Here is a 16,204-nt window from a genome sequence, read left to right as displayed (position 1 = left end):
CCCGCCGGGCTGCGCCCCTCACCACCGCAACACGGCGCCGCCCCAGGTCATGCCGGCGCCGATCGCCATCATTGCGATCACATCGCCCTTCTTCAGCCGCCCGGCGCGATTGGCTTCGTCCAGCGTGATCGGCAGAGACGCGCTCGAGGTGTTGCCGAAGCGGGAGATATTCATCCAGCATTTCTCGAGCGGCACGCCGAGACTGGCCAGCACCGATTCGATGATGCGGGCGTTCGCCTGATGCGCGATCACGTGATCGACCTCGGCCGCCGTCACGCCGGCCTGCGCCAGAGCCTCGGCGACGATCTCCGGCAAGAGGCGCGTCGCGACCTTGTAGACATCGCGGCCACGCATCTTGATCTTGCCGCCTTCGAACGTCCCGTCGGCGTCCGGCGCGGCGCGAGAGATGCCGAGGATTCCCGTGAGGGAGCCGTCGGTGCGCAGGCTGGTCGAGAGCAGGCCGCGCCCTTCCTCCTCGCCGCGGCCGAGCACCATGGCCCCGGCGCCGTCGCCGAACAGGACGCAGGTCTCGCGATTGCTCCAGTCGACGACGCGGCTCAGCGTCTCCGCGCCGATCACCAGCGCACGCCGGACCTTGCCGCTCTTCAGGAACTGGTCGGCGATCGACAGCGCATAGAGCGAGCCGGCGCAGGCCGCCGAGACGTCGAAGGCGAAGGCGTTGTCGGCGCCGACCGCCGCCTGCACATAAGCGGCGGTCGCGGGCGTCATGGCGTCGCCGGTGACCGTGCCGAGGATGATCGTGTCGATTTCCAGCGGATCGACGCCGGCCGCGGCGAGGGCGTTGCGCGCGGCCGCCGCCGCCATGGTCGAGGTCGACTCCTGCGGCGCGGCGATACGCCGCTCTTCGATGCCGGTGCGGCTGACGATCCAGGGACCCGAGGTCGCGACCATTTTCTCGAGGTCGGAATTGGTCAGCACCCGCGAAGGAGAATAGGACCCCGTTCCCAGGATGATGGTTCTGAGCAAAGGCGTTTCGCCCTTTCTTCGACAGTAGAGCGAGCCGGAAAGCTCGCCGATCCTATGATGCGAGCCGCAAGCCACGGCTTCGGCATTGTCCATCCCAGGGCGATTGCCACGGCGCTCGCGCCATGGCAAGCGTCTTTCCATGCAGAACCCCTCCCGCCCGGCGGCGTCCGCGGACTCCCCGCGCGTCTCCTTCGTCTCGCTCGGCTGTCCCAAGGCGCTGGTCGACAGCGAGCGCATTCTCACGCGGCTGCGCGCCGAGGGTTACGAGCTCTCCCGCACGCACGCCGGCGCCGATGTCGTCGTCGTCAACACCTGCGGCTTTCTGGACAGCGCCAAGGCGGAGTCGCTCGCGGCGATCGGCGCCGCGCTGAAGGAGAACGGCAAGGTCGTCGTCACCGGCTGCATGGGCGCGGAGCCGCAGACGATCGCGGAGCGCTTTCCCGACGTGCTGGCCATCACCGGGCCGCAGGCCTATGAGAGCGTCGTCGAGGCGGTGCATGCAGCCGCAGCGCCCCGCCACGACCCCTTCGTCGACCTCGTTCCCGAGCAGGGCGTCAAGCTCACGCCGCGCCATTACGCCTATCTGAAGATTTCGGAAGGCTGCGACAATTCCTGCTCCTTCTGCATCATTCCGCATCTGCGCGGATCGCTCGCCTCGCGGCCGGCGGCGGAGGTGCTGCGCGAGGCCGAGCGGCTGGCGAAGGCGGGGGTGAAGGAGCTCTTGGTCATCTCGCAGGACACGAGCGCCTATGGCCGCGATCTGCGCTACGCCGAGAGCGTCTTCGGCGACAGGGCCGTGCGCGCGCGCTTCGTCGATCTCGCCCGCGAGCTCGGCTCGCTCGGCGTATGGGTCCGGCTGCATTACGTCTACCCCTATCCGCATGTCGACGAGGCGATCGAGCTGATGGCGGAGGGAAAGGTGCTTCCCTATCTCGATATCCCATTCCAACATGCCGCGCCCTCCGTATTGAAGGCGATGAAGCGCCCCGCCAATGAGGAGAGGACGCTGGAACGCATCGAGGCGTGGCGGCGCGCCTGCCCCGATCTCGCATTGCGCTCGACCTTCATCGTCGGCTTTCCGGGCGAGACCGAGGCGGATTTTTCCTATTTGCTCGATTGGCTCGAGGAGGCGGAGATCGACCGCGCCGGCGCCTTCCGCTACGAGCCGGTCGCCGGCGCGCCGGCCAATGATCTGCCGCTGGAGCCGGTCGCGCCGGACGTGAAGGACGCGCGCTGGAAGCGCTTCATGGAGCGCCAGCAGAAAGTGAGCGCGCGGCTGCTGAAGAGGAAGATCGGCAAGCGGCTGCCGGTGCTGATCGACGAGCCGGGCGGCGGCGCGGCTCCGGCGAAGGGCCGCAGCAAGGCGGATGCGCCGCAGATCGACGGAACGGTCCATGTCGCGTCTCGCCGCCCGCTGCGGGCGGGCGAGTTGGTCACGGTGAGGATCGAGCGCGCCGACGCCTATGACCTCTATGGCGCGGCGGTGTGAAGTCCGATCGCTCGTTCCGATTCATGCGCGTGAACAAGAACGGGCGGAGAGGCAGATCGTCCTTCCGCAATTGTTATTGCCCGACGACTTTATACGCAACGCAATTAGTTTGTATTCGTTCTAAGCTCGGGCCCGGCCTCGTTGCCGGAAAAATTAGTATTCGCTAATGCTTCGATGACGCTCCTCGGCGGCGCCCGTCATCGGCGGGCCGGGGGTTTCACGGGCAAGGCGATGGCGAGATCGGATGGAGCGCATTGGCTAGAAGATCGCCGCTCCGTCATCCTCCGTTTCCTGCTCTCGCCTGTTGCGCAAGGGGCGCGGCCCGATGCTCGCGACGCTGAACCGGGTTTTTCAAACTCATCGTCGCTCTTTGATGTGGAGCGTGCGGCGCATCGTCGGCGACACGCAGATCGCGGAAGACCTCACGCAGGAGACCTACATCCGGGTTCGCCGCGCCGCAGAGGCCGGCGCGATCGAGCACCTCGAAGCCTTCCTGCATCAAACCGCGCGCAACCTCGCTCTCGATCACCGGCGGCAGCGGCGCGTGAGAGGCGTCGTCGAGGTCGACGCAGGCGACGAGGATGCGCTCCAGAACGTCGCGGACGCCTCTCCCTCGCAGGAGGCCGCGTTCATCGAGCGGGAGAAGTTCCGGATTCTCCGACAGGCGTTGCGAAAGCTCCCGCCCCGCGCCCAGCAGGTCGTCGTCCTGAGCCGGATCGAGGAATGGTCGAACCGCCGGATCGCCGAACATCTCGGGATTTCCGAAAGGACGGTCTTCAACGACCTCAAGATGGCGATGGCCCACTGCCGGGACAGCCTCGCCGGACTCGATTCACGCTGAAACGGACGCGGTCCGATCATTCTGGCCGCCGCATCGGACGATGGACGAAAGTCCGCCGTCGCCGCTCGCTCGGTCTCGATTTGCCGGATTCCAGAGCGTCGTGCGTCTCGGTTATAAGGAGCTGCAAGAGAACGAGATCGGATGCGCCGAGTGGGACGAGAGAAGGACGACGAGACCGCGCCCATGGGCGCATCGGCGCACGACGACTCGATCGTCGACGAAGCGCTCGAATGGTTCGTCCGCCTGCGCAACGGCTCGTCCGATGACGCGGCGATGCGAGCCGCGTTCGCTCGCTGGCGCGCGCAGACCCCCCGCCACGCCGAGGAATATGGCAAGCTCGAAGCGATCTGGGCGTCGGCCTCGTTCCGGCGGGCGACCGAGACCCTGCGTCCGGATCCGTTTCGGTCCGCCTTCGACAAAACGCGCCGCCCGGGTGCGGGTTTCTCCTCGCCACGGACGACGCTGGTCGCCGCGTCTGTGGCGGTCGTGCTCATCGCCGTCGGCGCATGGCGGCTTCCCGCGCTCATACTGCGGTGGCAGGCCGATTATCTGACGGAAACAGGCGACCGACGCATGGTCGAGCTTCCCGACGGCTCCACGATGATCCTCGACACCGCCTCCGCCGTCGCCGTCGATTTTCAGGGCGGACGCCGCCGGGTGACGCTCCTGCAGGGCGAGGCGTTCTTCGACGTGAAGCGCGATTCCGCGCATCCCTTCCTCGTGACGGGACGTTTCGGCGAGACGGAGGTTCGAGGCACCGCCTTCTCGGTGCGAACGGACCTGGAGGAGGATCGCGTCATCCTCGAGCGCGGCCTCGTCAGCGTCGGCCTGCTCGCCGATCGCGCCGGCCGGGTCGATCTCTCGCCGGGTCAGATGGTCGTCGCGAAGAAGGACGCGCTGTCGGGCGTGACGCCGGTCGACCCGCGCAGCCGGCTCGCCTGGCGCGACGGACGCATCATCTTCGAGGATCAGCCGTTTTCGCGGGTGCTCGCGGAGCTGCGCCGCTACTACAAGAGCCCGGTCTTCGTCGCCGACGCGAGGGTCGACCGGTTCGTCGTCACCGGCAATTACCGGCTCGACGATGTCGAGGGCGCCATTCGCACGCTCGCCGACGCCGCCGGCGTGACGGTGGACCGCCTGCCGGGCGGAATCATCATCCTTCGCTGACGCCTGCGCTTTTTTTTCCGACTCTGAGCTTTCGAAACGTCCTCTGTTCGAGGGATAGCGGCAACTTTGCGTTGGCGCCTCGGATCGAGAAGGGGGCGGGAGCATGGACAGTGGAGTCGGTGTGGCGCGTTCGGCGCTGGCTGTCGGTCGGCGGAAGGCATCGAACCAGCGGCTTGCATCGATACTGCTGGCGACGACGATGCTCGGCGGCGTCGGGCAGTCCGCTCGCGCCCAGCAAGCCGCGCCGGAGGCGGCCGCCGACGGCGCGACCGTGCTCGACACGATCGATATCGGCGCGGAACGACGACGACACGTCGACAATTGGGATGCGCCGCCCAGCTATTCGGGCGGTCAGGTCGCGACCGGCGCCACGCTCGGCGCGCTCGGCAACACGAGCATCATGAACGCTCCGTTCAACGTCAGCAGCTACACGTTGAAGACGATCCAGGACCAGCAGGCCGTCACCGTCGCCGATGTCGTCGCGAACGACCCTTCGGTTCGCGTCTACACCTCCGGGCTCGGCTCGTCCGCCGGCCAGGGGGACAGCCTCCGGATCCGAGGTTTCTCCGTCGGCGCCTCGAGTGTTTTCTTCGATGGATTGGGAGGCGTCGCGCCATTGCGCCTCATCCCGGTCGAGACGATGGAACGGGTGGAGATACTGAAGGGCCCGAACGCGCTGCTGAACGGCTACAGCGGCTACACCGCGCTGGGAGGAATGGTGAATGTCGTTCCGAAGCGGGCGACCGACGCGCCGATCGCCAGCGTGACGGCCAGCTATTTTTCCAATAGCCTCTTCGGAACCCATATCGATGTCGGCCACCGCTTCGGCGGCGACAAGGAATGGGGCGTTCGCGTCAACGGCATATTTCGCGGTGGAAACACCGCGCTCGACAACCAATATTCCCAACTCGGCGTCGGCGCCCTCGCGCTCGACTACCGCGGCGGCGACTTTCGAGCGAGCATCGACGTCGGCCATGTGAATTCGGTGGTCGACAGTCCCACCGGCGCCGCCGGCTTCGGCGTCTCCCCCGATGTTTTGACCCTTGCCCCGCCAAATCTCAGGAAGCAGATTTATCAGGATTGGGAATATGCAAAGTCGAGAAGCACCTATGTGATCGGCAAGTTCGAATATGACCTGAGCCCGTCCTGGACGATATTCGGCGCCGCCGGCTATCGTCACTCCGATGAAAAATATCTATCGTCCGACATATACGTTACAGATAAGCTCGGCAACGCTTCGGTGTGGGCATATTTTACTCCGTTCGATAGCGACGCCGTATCGGCGCAAGTCGGGACCCGCGGCGAATTTTCGACGGGTCCGGTCAATCATAAATTGAGACTGACCGCGTCGAGCATGTTTCAAACGATGCAATATACCGGGCAATATTACGGATTCCTTATGTTCGATACGAATATCTACAACGCGCCGCGGGTTCCGCGTCCATCGACCGCCGGGCTCAGCGCCAATCCGCCAAAATACTGGGATCAAAAATTCCCGACCGTCACGCTCGCCGATACGCTCTCCTTCTTCGAAGATCGCGTCCTGTTGACCGCCGGCATTCGTTACCAGCAGATCTTACAGAACATTTTCAATCCGGACGGGACCCTTTTGCCGCCGCAATATGACAACCTCGCGTTCACGCCCGCTTTCGGTCTGGTGGTGAAGCCGCTCGACGGGCTTTCCCTCTACGCCAACTATATCGAGGGCTTGGAGCAAGGACCGATGGCCTACGGCGGCGAGAACCGCGGGCAGCTCTTTCCGCCTGTGCGCACCGAGCAGATCGAGACGGGAGCCAAATACGACTTCGGCGCTGTTGCCGCCACGATCAGTTTTTTCGAGATCACTCAGCCCAACGCCGTCATCACGACAGTGGACGGGGTTTCGACGTTCGGCCTCAACGGAAGGCAGCAAAATCGCGGCGTCGAGTTCAATCTGTTCGGAGAGGTGGTTCCGGGCATTCGACTGCTCGGCGGCTTGGCCTACACGCAAGGCACGCTCATCAAGACGGCCAATGGCGAATTCGATGGGAAGAATGCGATCGGCGTCCCCAAGTGGCAGAGCAATTTCGGGATCGAATGGGATCCAGGCTTCGTCGAGGGCGCGACCCTCTCGGGCCGGATGATCTCGACCGGCTCGCAATATATCGATCAGGGCAACACCCAGAAAATATCCGGCTGGACGCGATTCGATTTCGGCGCGCAATATCGAACTCGGGCGTTCGACTACCCCGTCGTCCTGCGCGCCCGTGTCGAGAATGCTTTCGACAAGAACTATTGGGCCGGCGTCGATGGCGGCTGGGTGACGATGGGCGCGCCGCGCACCGTCAGATTGTCGGCCACCGTGGACTTCTGATCCGCCGACGACCGGGGTCGAATCCGTCGGCTTCGGACGCTCTGCTCGGGTGTTACAGCATCGGCGCGACGACGCGCACGCGCCGCTTCACGCCGTCGGCGCCGACCACCTCGCGATAGGTGTCGCGGGCGCGGCCCGGGGTCGGATCCGGCGGCGCGGGCTCGCTCGCCTGAGCGGCGGGCGGCGGCGCCGGGCGCTTCGCCTGCGCGGCGACCGGGCGCGACAGCTGCTCGGCGCGCTCCTCGGTGACCACCTCGTCCTTGTGCTTCTCGGCCAGAATGCGCTCGGCCTCTTCGAGCGTCTCCGCCCAGTTGCGGCCCGGCGCCTTGCAGCCGCAGGCCGGATCGTAGCTCTTGGCGAATTTCAGCGCGTTCGGGTGCTCGCCATAGGGCTTGCCATCGATGGAGAGCGCCGTCTCCAAATCGCGCCGGGGCGAGCGCGTATAGAGCTCGACCTCGGCATTGGGGCATTGCGCCTTGCACAACTCCGCGAGCTGCTCGAGATTGGCGCGGCGGGCCGAATAGCTGATCGGGAAGAAGCCGCCGTCGCAGGCGCGCACGCAAATCGCCATGGAGCCGCCGAGGCCGTGCGGCGGCGCCTCCTCCTCACGTTCGGTCGGATAGTCCCGCGGCTGCGGCTCCTCCTCCTGCGCGCCGCCGAACAGATCGTCGAGGAAGGTGCGCGGACGCGCGGCGACGCGCTGCCGGCACTGCTGGTCGTAGCGCGCCATCAGCGCCTGCCGCTGGCCGTCGCCTCCGGCGCGCATCAGCTGGCCGAGATTGGCCTGCATCTGCGCGATGCGCCGCTGGATCGCGCTGCATTGGGGCGGCGGCGGCTCGCCGAAGAACAGGAACTGCTGGCGATCGCAGCCGATCGAGCGGCTGTAGGCGAGAGTGCGGTCGATCTCCTGCTGCTGCTTGGCGGCGGCGGCGCGATAGCGCGCAGCCGCCGGCCCCGCGCCGGCGCCGGCGATCTGCGCGCGAAGATTGTCGCAATAGGCGTTTTGCGCACGAACCGGACCGGCGAGCGCGACGGCCAGCGCCAGAGCGCCGGCGGCTCTCGTCGCGGCGGACGCAGAGGCGGTGGTGAATTTCCGCGCCATCGGGTCTATTTCGCGCTTTCGGACGGAGACGAAGGAGAGCCGGGCGAAGCCGAAGGCGTCGCGAGCGCGACTATATCGAACATATCGTCCGACCGATCAATCCACGAGGAATTGACGCGCGCTTCTTGTCGCGAACAAGGCGCGTCACGACATTGGCGAGGGGAAGATCCCGAGCGTCCCGAAGGAGCGCGCATAATGAAGCCGTTCAAATTCCTGTCGTCCGCCGTCGTCGCCATCGGCCTTTGCGCCGGCGCCTCGGCGCCCGCCCTCGCCGACGGGCCCGATCTCATCTTTCGCAAATCGACGGATTTCAAGCTGCTGACCCCCAACGACAAGCTCGCGACCTATGTGCTGGACGATCCGGAGGTAGACGGCGTCGCCTGCTACTACACGATCCATGAAAAGGGCGGCGTCGCCGGAATGTTCGGCGTGGCCGAGCAGACTTCCGACGTGTCGCTCGCCTGCCGGCAATATGGGCCGGTGAAAATCAAGGGCAAATTCGGCCAGGGCGAAGAGGTGTTCAGCGAGCGCCGCTCGGCGCTGTGGAAGCGCCTGCATATCGTGCGCGGCTGCGACGCCAAGCGCAATGCGCTCGTCTATATGGCCTATTCCGACCGGCTGATCGAAGGCTCGCCGGAGAATTCGACCTCCAGCGTGCCGATCCAGCCTTGGAACGGCGCCGCGGCGGAAACGGTCCACTGCGGCGACTTCCTCAAATGAGTCCGCGCGCCCGGCCCGCTCACTCCCCGCAGGTGACGATGGCGGCGTCGGCGTCGAGCGTCGCCGAGGCGGCGCCGACCGAGCCGGTGATATCGTCGGCGCGGCCATAGGCCTGCGCCGGCCCGTGGCCGTGCGCCTCGCACCAGGAATCGGCCACGGCCTTGCCGCAGCCCTTCTTCTGGGTGAGGCATTCGACCAGCGCATAGCCGTCGCGGCCGGGCAGGAGATAGACGCTGCGCGCGTCCTCCGCGCGCGAGGCGCCGTGCGAGGCCGCGAGCAGCAGGCCGGCGAGCAGCGGCGCGGCGATGCGCGGCAGAATGAAGCGAGGAAATTCCAGCGGAAGCATGACCAGAGGCCTCTCGCGCGGGCGCTCATTCGCCTCGCCGCGCGAGAGGCAACTTACGCTTTTCGCGGTAAAGGCCGGGTTAACCCGCCGCCTTTTCCGCGGCCTACTTCTCGTCGCTATAATCCTCGAGCTCGAGCCACATGGCGTTGATGACGCCGAAGGCGCAGGCGAGGCCGAGGCCGAGAACCCAAGAGAAATACCACATGGCCGGCTCCTTTCGGCTCAGTACGGAAAATCGTCCTCGTCGGCGCTCACCGCAGCTTCTGTGACGGCGCCCCGCAGCACGCGATAGATCCAGGCCGTATAGGCGAGCACGATCGGCAGGAAGACGATCACGGCGCCGAGCATCAGGCCGAGCGTGCGCTGGCTCGAGGACGCGTCCCAGAGGGTCAGCCCGTGGCTGGGCTCGATCGACGAGGGCAGCAGGAAGGGAAAGAGCGTGAAGCCGGCCGTCGCGACGACGCCCGCCGCGGCGAGACTCGAGCCGACGAAGGCGACGAGCGGGGCGAAGAAGATCGTCACCAGCGCGACCGCCGCGCCGAAGAGGCCCGCGGCCGGCGCCGCCATCGTCCAGGGCCGCGCCTCATAGGCCGCCCGCCAAGCGCCCGCCTCCCGCGCGACGGTCTTGGCGAGCGGATTGGAGGGGCCGTTCGGATCGATGGCGCTCGTCACCACATAGCCGTCGATATTCTGCAGCCCCCAATAGCCTGCGTAAGTGAAGGCCGCGAGCAGGACGAGCCCCGCGACGGCGCCGGCGATCCTGGCGCGAGACGCGACGGCGCCGTCGGTCTTCAGAACGAGCCAAGTCGCGCCCTGCAGCGTGATCATCGCGAGGGAGACGAGGCCGCAGAGCAGCGCGAAGGGGCTGAGCAGGCCGAGGAGATCGCCCTCGTAGGCGATATTCATCCGGTCGTCGAAGCGGAAGGGCGCGCCGAGCAGCACATTGCCGAAGGCGACGCCGAACAGCAGCGCCGGAACGAGGCCCGAGACGAAGAAGATCCAGTCCCAGGCGCGCCGCCAGCCGAGCGAATCGAGCTTGCTGCGATAGACGATGGCCGCGGGCCGCAGCACGAGGCCGAGCAGCACCAGGAACATCGCGAGATAAAAGCCCGAGAAGGAGACGGCGTAGAGCTGGGGAAAGGCCGCGAAGATTGCGCCGCCGCCGAGGATCAGCCAGACTTGGTTGCCCTCCCATACGGGGCCGATCGCATTGAGCATCACCCGCCGCTGCGCGTCGGCGCGCGCGACGAAGGGATGGAGGATGGCGACGCCGAGGTCGAAGCCGTCGAAGATGGCGAAGCCGGCGAGCAGAGTTCCGAGCAGGGCCCACCAGACGAGCCGCAGAATTTCGTAGTCGATCGGCATGTCGATGTCTCCGTGTGACGCGCTCACGCGATCAGGATCGACTCGGGCGCCGGCGTGCGCGGCTCGACCGGCGGGCCGAGCCGCACATATTTGAGGATCAGCGCCACATCGACGACGGCGAGCGCGCTATAGAACAAAACGAAGCCCAGAAGGCTCGCCAGCACATTATGCGCCGGCACGTTGGAGACGCCGAGGAACGTCGGCAGCACGCTGTCGATGATCCAAGGCTGACGGCCATACTCGGCGACGATCCAGCCGAGCTCGGCGGCGATCCAGGGAAGCGGCAGGCTGTAGAGCGCGAGCCTCAGCAGCCAGGGATTTTGCCGCAGCCGCCGCCGGCTCGCGACGAAGAAGGCCGCGCCGAACAGGAAGATGAAATAGAACCCCAGCGCCACCATGATGCGGAAGGTCCAGAACAGCACCGGCACATCGGGGATGGTCGAGAGCGCCGCCCGGCGAATCTGCTCGTCGGTCGCATTCTCTATGTCGGGCCGGAACTGCTTCAGCAGCAGCGAATGGCCGAGCGCCCCGAACGAACCCTCGAGCGCCGGCGGAATCGGCGCGCCCGCCCCGTCCGGCTGCGCCACGAGCCATTCATATGCCGGGAGTCCGTCGCGAATTTTCGTCTCGGATCGCGCGACGAGATCCTTGATGCCCTCGACGGGCGTATCGAGCGAGCGCGTCGCGATGAGGCCGAGCACATAGGGAATCTCGACCTTGAAGCGCGTCGTCTGCGTCTCGAGGTCGGGAAGGCCGACCAGGGTGAAGGAGGCCGGCGGCGGCTCGGTCTCCCACATGGCCTCGATCGCGGCGATCTTCATCTTCTGGCTGAAGCTCGCCGTATAGCCGCTCTCGTCGCCGAGCACGACCACCGACAGCGCCGAGGCCAATCCGAAGCTCGCCGCCACATTGGCGGAACGCCGCGCGAGATCGCGGTGCTGGCGCTGATGGAGCAGATAATAGGCCGAGATCGACAGGACGAACATCGCGCCGGTCACATAGCCCGCGCTGACCGTGTGGACGAATTTGGATTGCGCCACGGGATTGAAGAAGACCTCCGAGAAGGAGGTGAGCTCCATGCGCATCGTCTGCGGATTGAAGGCGGCGCCGACCGGATATTGCATCCAGGAATTGGCGATCAAAATCCACAGCGCAGAGAAATTGGCGCCGAGCGCGACCAGCCAGGTGACGACGAGATGGCCGACTCTGCTCAAGAGATTCCAGCCGAAGAAGAACAGGCCGACGAAGGACGCCTCGAGGAAGAAGGCCATCAGCCCTTCGATGGCGAGCGGCGCGCCGAAGATGTCGCCGACATAATGCGAATAATAGGCCCAATTGGTTCCGAACTGGAACTCCATGGTGACGCCGGTGGCGACGCCCATCGCGAAATTGATGCCGAACAGCACGCCCCAGAATTTCACCGCGTCGCGCCAAGCCGTTCGGCCGGTCATCACATAGACGCTCTCCATGATGGCGAGGATCAGCGAGAGGCCGAGCGTCAGCGGCACGAACAGGAAGTGGTAGAGCGCCGTGAGCGCGAATTGGAGCCTGGACAGGGTCACCACGTCGAGATCGAACATCATGGGGGCTCCTCGAGAACAACCTCGGATCGGAATGCCTCGGAACGAATCAGCGCGGCGGCGCGCCGTCGCCGACGAGTTTCTGCGCCATGGCGGCGGGCGAAAGATGCGGCCGGTGGGAGGAATCGAAGAAGGCGAAATAGAGCAGGGCGAGCGCGACGACTTTGGCGACGAGCGCGAGCGAGATCTCGCGCCAAGGTGGATCGGTGGTCACTCTGCCTCCTCGCGGGCGCGCGCGGCGCCCAACGCCTTTCGCGGCGAGGCGATCCTATTTGCGAATCGCTTCGCCATCATGACCGAAAAATTCCTGAGCGCGCCTGGGGCGACGCTCGAATCCGATGATTCGGAACATAGCGCGGCGGCGAAGGAAAGCCGAGGTCGCGCCCTGCGCCGCTTTGTCGCTGGCTCGGGCTCGGCCGGCCGGAGCCTGTGGGCGCCCCCTGCTCCGCCGCGCATCTTTTCTTGACTTCGAGCGTCGGCTGCCCTATTCGGCGCCTCTCGCCGACGTTACGGGAAGCGTCGCGCCGCGGGGGAGTAGCTCAGTTGGTTAGAGCGCCGGCCTGTCACGCCGGAGGTCGCGGGTTCGAGCCCCGTCTCTCTCGCCATTGAATCAACATCTTGCGAAACGGTTCCGAAATGCCGCTCCGGCGTTTTCGGAACGCCATTCCGAATTTTCACCCGGCTTTGTTCCGACCGCGGCGCCGCGCCTGGTCCACCTTCCGCACCGTCTCGAGATCGACCGGAGCATAGGTCTTCTGCAGGTGCGCCGACGAAGCAAAGTCGTTTGCGAGCTTGGTGCCGACGCCTTCGGCGCTCGCTCCGCCCCTGAGCGCCTCGACGGCTCCGGAACGTCGAAAATCGGCGAGGGTCCTCGCCTCTTCTTTTCCGAACACGAGCGCCCTGACCGCGCGGAAATCGTCACCGAGTGTGTCTTTACTATAGGCGCGCCCGGAGCGATTGCGGAACATGGGCGCCGCGGGCGCGATCTCCGCCACCGAGAGAGGCCAAATAAGCGCCCAGCACGCCCCCCTGGCCGGCCGGGAGAGCGTGCCGCGGCTGCCCAGCCCGTCTTCGCCCGCGCCAGCGCGAAATATTCCCCGGTCGCATCCCTGAGCCGATCTTGCGGTCGCAAACTGCGCGCATCGACCGGTGAGAGAAGCGAATCCCAGGCGACGGCCATGACGGCGGCGAGGCCATGTAGCCGGCTCGCCAGGCGCCCTTCACCAGCTTGCGCACCTCGTCATGCGACCATCGGTCTTGCCGCCGAGCCTCCTTTCAGCCTCCAATATTCGCAGTAGATCAGCTTCCTGGCGACGATGCGCCGAGCCCGGCGCCGGGCGAGCGCGTAGGCGGCGCGGGCCTCGCGCGAGACGAGCCGCCGGTGCTTCTGGCAAATCCATTCCCGGAATCCCTTCTCGGTGCCGATTGTGCGCCGGCAGAACGGCACACAGCAGGAGATACGGGCGGAGGTCATGAGGCCACCTCATGCTCACCGCGAGCGACGGTAAGCGCCGCGACCACAAATGGGTTCCCCCGCTTCCCCGGCGCGCGCAGTTCACCGCCTGCAGGCCGTTGGTCGCGCGCGAGAGCACCTGCAAATCGAAGCCCCTGCGGCGCGAGAGCTGGAGGCGGACCGGGCGGATTGTCATACTGCGACCTCGAACTTCGGTTCGAAGAAACCGAGCCGTCCCTTGCAGGGCATGAATGGAAGCGGGCGGGCGTCTCGCAGCACGAAGCCACAGGCGCCGAAGAACCAAGACGAGTCGGAGCGACTCACGCAATCGACGATCCCGCTCGAGGCGGCCGGCGAGATGCCGCAGGGCGGTTCGGCGCCGGCAGACGATGAAGATGAGAGCGACATTGAGGAGGGCGATGAGGGAGACAACGCGGCCGCTGGCGAAAAGTCCTTCAACCGCAACCAGCCGCGCGACGCGGCCGGAACTCCGACCGGCGGTCGCTGGACATCCGGCCCCTCTGTCACTCTCGCCGATTCAGAACGCCACTCGCTCGTCCAATATGCTGGCGGCGGATTTTTGAAGATCAATCGCGGACTGTACGGTGTCGATCCGATTGACGCCGAGACCAAACGCCAAATCGAATTGATCGATGCCGCTTTGAAAAAAATCGAATCTTCTCGCCGATGCGACCGTCTATCGAGGCGTCGGCTCCGCAGCCGTCACGGAAATACGCGGATGCGCGACATCACGATCAACCAGCTCGCGCCGGGTAGCCTGACAATAAAGACGCTGTTTGCCCAAAACGTCAACAATCTCGAGCTGATCAGAGTCAAGATTGATCGAAATGGAGACGGCACAAATGGCGGGCTACTCAGTGGGTCGGCAACGAATGGCGCGCTCTCAACGGCTGCAGGAATATTCATCTCTGGCGGCACGCGTCACTGGCTGGAGGAAATTGAGGTCTGGGGCAATGCCTCTGGTACTGGAATATACCTCCTGTCCCTGGACTATACGTCTACAATTCGTCGCTCATATGTTCATGATATGTATTATTCAAGAACAACGGCGACAGACGACCAGCTGCAAGGCCTCGTTATCGAGACATCCAATGGACTGAGTGTGTTGGAGCCAAGGGTAACAGGACCTACCGGAATCATCAATGGCACGCCGACGCGTTTGTTTACTCGTGGCATAGCATTCTGACGAAATACATCAGTTATATTGTTGTCACCATATGTAAATTTCTGCGATCATGGCATATAAATCACTGGCTGTAATAAATACTACGTCGAATCGTGGCATAATTATCTTTGATTGAGTAGTGTATTATGCCTACACATGGGGATATAAACTCGCGAATTCAGCGCAGGAATGCATAGTATCACAGTGCATAGCGATCAGATGCAGCTCCAGCTACGTGGCTTCTGGCAATTCGAACTTACCATACTCGACCGACCGCAATCTATTCGTCGACTGTTGGGCACTTAATACCGGAGCATCAGGCCAAACCGTAGTCACGAAAGCCGGATTCCAGGTCTTGTCTGCCGGCACAGAGGCCGGGTCAGGCGCGCGGAACGGTGTTCAGACGTTGCCGCGCGATCGATCGGCAGGCGACGCCCACAATGTCTCGCGGGTTTCGGAGCGAGATCACAGACCCCGCCTATGCCCCGACGATGGAGGATTGCGAAAGTATTGGTCACACTATCGAAGCTGTTAACGGTCTGTTTTTGCGTGCTCCTGGCGTCGTCGGGACGGTCGCGCAAAATGGTGGATACCCGACAGGCGCGATTATACAGAGTGGGTCGAACGCAAACGGTAGATTCACAAAATACGCCGACGGGACGATGATTTGCTGGCACGAGGAGGGCCAGGACGGCGTCGCGTGGACCACAGCTTCCGGCGCGCTCTACACGCCTTCCACACATTATACATGGACATTACATTATACATGGACATTTCCAGCGGCGTTCGCCGATCCGCCTTCGGTGTCGGCGCATGTCGAGCGCGCGGAAGTGATTGCCAGCTGCGTGCATATCCGGGAGCGCTCGACGACGTTTCGGCCCGGGAATGCGGAGTCGCACACTTCTCAACCAACCATTGACCGGATCCGCTTCAATGCTTCAATGGGGCCGGGGCTTATACCCCGGAAAGGCCGCCACTACGATCCGGCAGCTTCGAAAGCCCGAAGACCTTCGATTGCGAGCGCTGGCGGGGTCTGGGGTCGCCAAGCCGAGGCAGACGCCACGATAAAGGCCCCGCCGAAGATGAGGACGACGGGAAGCACGACAGAATCGAAAGCCGGGTGTCGGTCATGGGGAATGCCCAAAGAACTTCACGGCGATGAGCGCGCCACCGAGGGCGACGATCATGCTTCCGACACGAATTGTGAGCTCGTGCTTCAGCAGCTCGATGTCGGTCTTGGTGGCGAACGGCGTCATCGGACGAACTTGAATGCGGCGAGAATAATGCCGGCGAGCGCGATTTGGGTCACGACGAGCCAGCGAACCATGTCGACCTTGAGGTCGGCGATCGCTTCTTTGAGATCGCTCTTGGTGACGAGTTCCTGACTCGTCGCTTCGGCGAACGCCTCCGCCGCTGCCTTGGCCTGAGCGTGCGTGAACCCGCCCGACTCGAGCTTCTCGACGAACTTCAGGGTGTCAAAAGCGACGCTCATGTCGGGTCCTTCGTATCGAAAGGTAGGAGCCGCAGGCCGATCAGCCAGTCCTTCAGGGCGAGGCGGATCGCATCTGGCCGCAAGAGGCCCTTGCTCCTCTTGCTCGTCCGAAGTCTATAACAT

General features: G+C 64.7%; 16 protein-coding genes and 1 tRNA gene. 7 read left to right on the top strand and 10 right to left on the bottom strand.

Going from position 1 to position 16,204, the window contains the following annotated elements; translation table 11 throughout:
* Positions 1–18: 18 nt before the first annotated feature.
* Positions 19–987 (bottom strand): beta-ketoacyl-ACP synthase III, encoded by a 969-nt coding sequence (locus tag AC6IW9_RS10525; RefSeq protein ID WP_497772294.1) that lies wholly within the window; start codon positions 985–987, stop codon positions 19–21.
* A 139-nt stretch (positions 988–1,126) separates the two neighbouring features.
* On the opposite strand from AC6IW9_RS10525, the gene rimO reads away from it, so the two are divergent.
* From rimO to AC6IW9_RS10505, 4 genes are all read left to right on the top strand, one after another.
* Positions 1,127–2,476, top strand: coding sequence for a 30S ribosomal protein S12 methylthiotransferase RimO (rimO, locus tag AC6IW9_RS10520; protein WP_497772291.1), 1,350 nt, complete (start codon positions 1,127–1,129; stop codon positions 2,474–2,476).
* Positions 2,477–2,801: 325 nt separating this feature from the next.
* Positions 2,802–3,317, top strand: a complete 516-nt coding sequence (locus AC6IW9_RS10515; RefSeq protein ID WP_497772287.1) for an RNA polymerase sigma factor — start codon at positions 2,802–2,804, stop codon at positions 3,315–3,317.
* Positions 3,318–3,458: 141 nt separating this feature from the next.
* Positions 3,459–4,484 (top strand): FecR family protein, encoded by a 1,026-nt coding sequence (locus AC6IW9_RS10510; RefSeq protein ID WP_497772284.1) that lies wholly within the window; start codon positions 3,459–3,461, stop codon positions 4,482–4,484.
* A 103-nt stretch (positions 4,485–4,587) separates the two neighbouring features.
* Positions 4,588–6,837: a TonB-dependent receptor gene (locus tag AC6IW9_RS10505; protein WP_497772281.1), complete on the top strand. Its 2,250-nt coding sequence runs from the start codon at positions 4,588–4,590 to the stop codon at positions 6,835–6,837.
* Between the two features lie 52 nt (positions 6,838–6,889).
* Here the strand turns inward: AC6IW9_RS10505 and AC6IW9_RS10500 are convergent, their stop codons facing one another.
* A complete protein-coding gene (locus tag AC6IW9_RS10500; protein ID WP_497772278.1) occupies positions 6,890–7,939 on the bottom strand; it encodes a DUF2865 domain-containing protein in 1,050 nt (349 codons plus the stop codon).
* Positions 7,940–8,134: 195 nt separating this feature from the next.
* On the opposite strand from AC6IW9_RS10500, the gene AC6IW9_RS10495 reads away from it, so the two are divergent.
* The gene (locus AC6IW9_RS10495; RefSeq protein ID WP_497772275.1) at positions 8,135–8,659 is read left to right on the top strand and encodes a CreA family protein; all 525 of its coding nucleotides are present in this window, start codon (positions 8,135–8,137) and stop codon (positions 8,657–8,659) included.
* Between the two features lie 19 nt (positions 8,660–8,678).
* On the opposite strand, the gene AC6IW9_RS10490 is transcribed toward AC6IW9_RS10495, so the two are convergent.
* The 5 genes from AC6IW9_RS10490 to cydP form a co-directional block, all read right to left on the bottom strand.
* Entirely contained in the window at positions 8,679–9,005 is a 327-nt protein-coding gene (locus AC6IW9_RS10490; RefSeq protein WP_497772269.1) for a hypothetical protein, read from the bottom strand.
* Between the two features lie 103 nt (positions 9,006–9,108).
* Positions 9,109–9,210 carry a cytochrome bd-I oxidase subunit CydX gene (gene cydX / locus AC6IW9_RS10485; RefSeq protein ID WP_497772266.1) on the bottom strand — a complete coding sequence of 34 codons (102 nt, stop codon included), beginning with the start codon at positions 9,208–9,210 and terminating at the stop codon, positions 9,109–9,111.
* Positions 9,211–9,227: 17 nt separating this feature from the next.
* Positions 9,228–10,370 (bottom strand): cytochrome d ubiquinol oxidase subunit II, encoded by a 1,143-nt coding sequence (cydB, locus tag AC6IW9_RS10480; protein ID WP_497772263.1) that lies wholly within the window; start codon positions 10,368–10,370, stop codon positions 9,228–9,230.
* Positions 10,371–10,393: 23 nt separating this feature from the next.
* Positions 10,394–11,950 carry a cytochrome ubiquinol oxidase subunit I gene (locus tag AC6IW9_RS10475; RefSeq protein ID WP_497772493.1) on the bottom strand — a complete coding sequence of 519 codons (1,557 nt, stop codon included), beginning with the start codon at positions 11,948–11,950 and terminating at the stop codon, positions 10,394–10,396.
* Between the two features lie 49 nt (positions 11,951–11,999).
* Positions 12,000–12,164 carry a cytochrome oxidase putative small subunit CydP gene (gene cydP / locus AC6IW9_RS10470; protein ID WP_497772261.1) on the bottom strand — a complete coding sequence of 55 codons (165 nt, stop codon included), beginning with the start codon at positions 12,162–12,164 and terminating at the stop codon, positions 12,000–12,002.
* A gap of 314 nt (positions 12,165–12,478) precedes the next feature.
* Here cydP and AC6IW9_RS10465 point away from each other — a divergent pair.
* Positions 12,479–12,555, top strand: a tRNA-Asp gene (locus tag AC6IW9_RS10465).
* Between the two features lie 69 nt (positions 12,556–12,624).
* On the opposite strand, the gene AC6IW9_RS10460 is transcribed toward AC6IW9_RS10465, so the two are convergent.
* Positions 12,625–12,945: a hypothetical protein gene (locus AC6IW9_RS10460; protein ID WP_497772258.1), complete on the bottom strand. Its 321-nt coding sequence runs from the start codon at positions 12,943–12,945 to the stop codon at positions 12,625–12,627.
* Positions 12,946–13,641: 696 nt separating this feature from the next.
* On the opposite strand from AC6IW9_RS10460, the gene AC6IW9_RS10455 reads away from it, so the two are divergent.
* Positions 13,642–14,610: a hypothetical protein gene (locus AC6IW9_RS10455; protein ID WP_497772255.1), complete on the top strand. Its 969-nt coding sequence runs from the start codon at positions 13,642–13,644 to the stop codon at positions 14,608–14,610.
* Positions 14,611–15,716: 1,106 nt separating this feature from the next.
* On the opposite strand, the gene AC6IW9_RS10450 is transcribed toward AC6IW9_RS10455, so the two are convergent.
* Positions 15,717–15,845, bottom strand: a complete 129-nt coding sequence (locus AC6IW9_RS10450) for a hypothetical protein (protein ID WP_497772252.1) — start codon at positions 15,843–15,845, stop codon at positions 15,717–15,719.
* Positions 15,842–16,081 (bottom strand): hypothetical protein, encoded by a 240-nt coding sequence (locus tag AC6IW9_RS10445; protein WP_497772249.1) that lies wholly within the window; start codon positions 16,079–16,081, stop codon positions 15,842–15,844. Before AC6IW9_RS10445 ends, AC6IW9_RS10450 begins: the two co-directional genes overlap by 4 nt.
* Positions 16,082–16,204 lie beyond the last annotated feature (123 nt).

The sequence above is a fragment of the Methylosinus sp. shoA genome, assembly GCF_059718125.1.
The sequence above is the reverse complement of the archived record's forward strand: the minus strand, read 5'-3'. Positions and strand labels throughout refer to the sequence as shown.

Coding starts and splice junctions, on each gene's coding strand:
- rimO (WP_497772291.1), top strand. CDS start 1,127: ATGCAGAACCCCTCCCGCCCGGCGGCGTCCGCGGACTCCCCGCGCGTC.
- AC6IW9_RS10515 (WP_497772287.1), top strand. CDS start 2,802: ATGCTCGCGACGCTGAACCGGGTTTTTCAAACTCATCGTCGCTCTTTG.
- AC6IW9_RS10510 (WP_497772284.1), top strand. CDS start 3,459: ATGCGCCGAGTGGGACGAGAGAAGGACGACGAGACCGCGCCCATGGGC.
- AC6IW9_RS10505 (WP_497772281.1), top strand. CDS start 4,588: ATGGACAGTGGAGTCGGTGTGGCGCGTTCGGCGCTGGCTGTCGGTCGG.
- AC6IW9_RS10500 (WP_497772278.1), bottom strand. CDS start 7,939: ATGGCGCGGAAATTCACCACCGCCTCTGCGTCCGCCGCGACGAGAGCC.
- AC6IW9_RS10495 (WP_497772275.1), top strand. CDS start 8,135: ATGAAGCCGTTCAAATTCCTGTCGTCCGCCGTCGTCGCCATCGGCCTT.
- AC6IW9_RS10490 (WP_497772269.1), bottom strand. CDS start 9,005: ATGCTTCCGCTGGAATTTCCTCGCTTCATTCTGCCGCGCATCGCCGCG.
- cydX (WP_497772266.1), bottom strand. CDS start 9,210: ATGTGGTATTTCTCTTGGGTTCTCGGCCTCGGCCTCGCCTGCGCCTTC.
- cydB (WP_497772263.1), bottom strand. CDS start 10,370: ATGCCGATCGACTACGAAATTCTGCGGCTCGTCTGGTGGGCCCTGCTC.
- AC6IW9_RS10475 (WP_497772493.1), bottom strand. CDS start 11,950: ATGTTCGATCTCGACGTGGTGACCCTGTCCAGGCTCCAATTCGCGCTC.
- AC6IW9_RS10450 (WP_497772252.1), bottom strand. CDS start 15,845: ATGACGCCGTTCGCCACCAAGACCGACATCGAGCTGCTGAAGCACGAG.
- AC6IW9_RS10445 (WP_497772249.1), bottom strand. CDS start 16,081: ATGAGCGTCGCTTTTGACACCCTGAAGTTCGTCGAGAAGCTCGAGTCG.